The following is a 235-nucleotide window of genomic DNA, read 5'->3' as shown; positions in this document are numbered from 1 at the left end:
TGATCGTCTTCGCGTGCCTGATGGAAGGCCTGTTCTTCTACGTCGGCTTCACGCAGATCCTGGCGCTGGGTCGCCAGAACAAGATGACCGGCGCGGCCGAGCAGTACCAGTACATCCTGCGCGACGAGTCGATGCACTGCAACTTCGGCATCGACCTGATCAACCAGATCAAGCTCGAGAACCCGCACCTGTGGACGCCTGAATTCCGCGCGGAGATCAAGGCGCTGTTCCAGAA

At 59.6% G+C, this 235-nt stretch carries 1 protein-coding gene; it reads left to right on the top strand.

Translation table 11 applies throughout. From position 1 onward, the window contains the following. Positions 1-20: 20 nt before the first annotated feature. A partial coding sequence (locus ACPYOM_RS23960) for a ribonucleotide-diphosphate reductase subunit beta (protein ID WP_481347899.1) occupies positions 21-235 on the top strand: 215 nt, incomplete at its 3' end.

The sequence above is a fragment of the Monashia sp. HAY1-2A genome (assembly GCF_056755315.1).
This window is presented reverse-complemented; position numbering and strand designations above follow the sequence as displayed.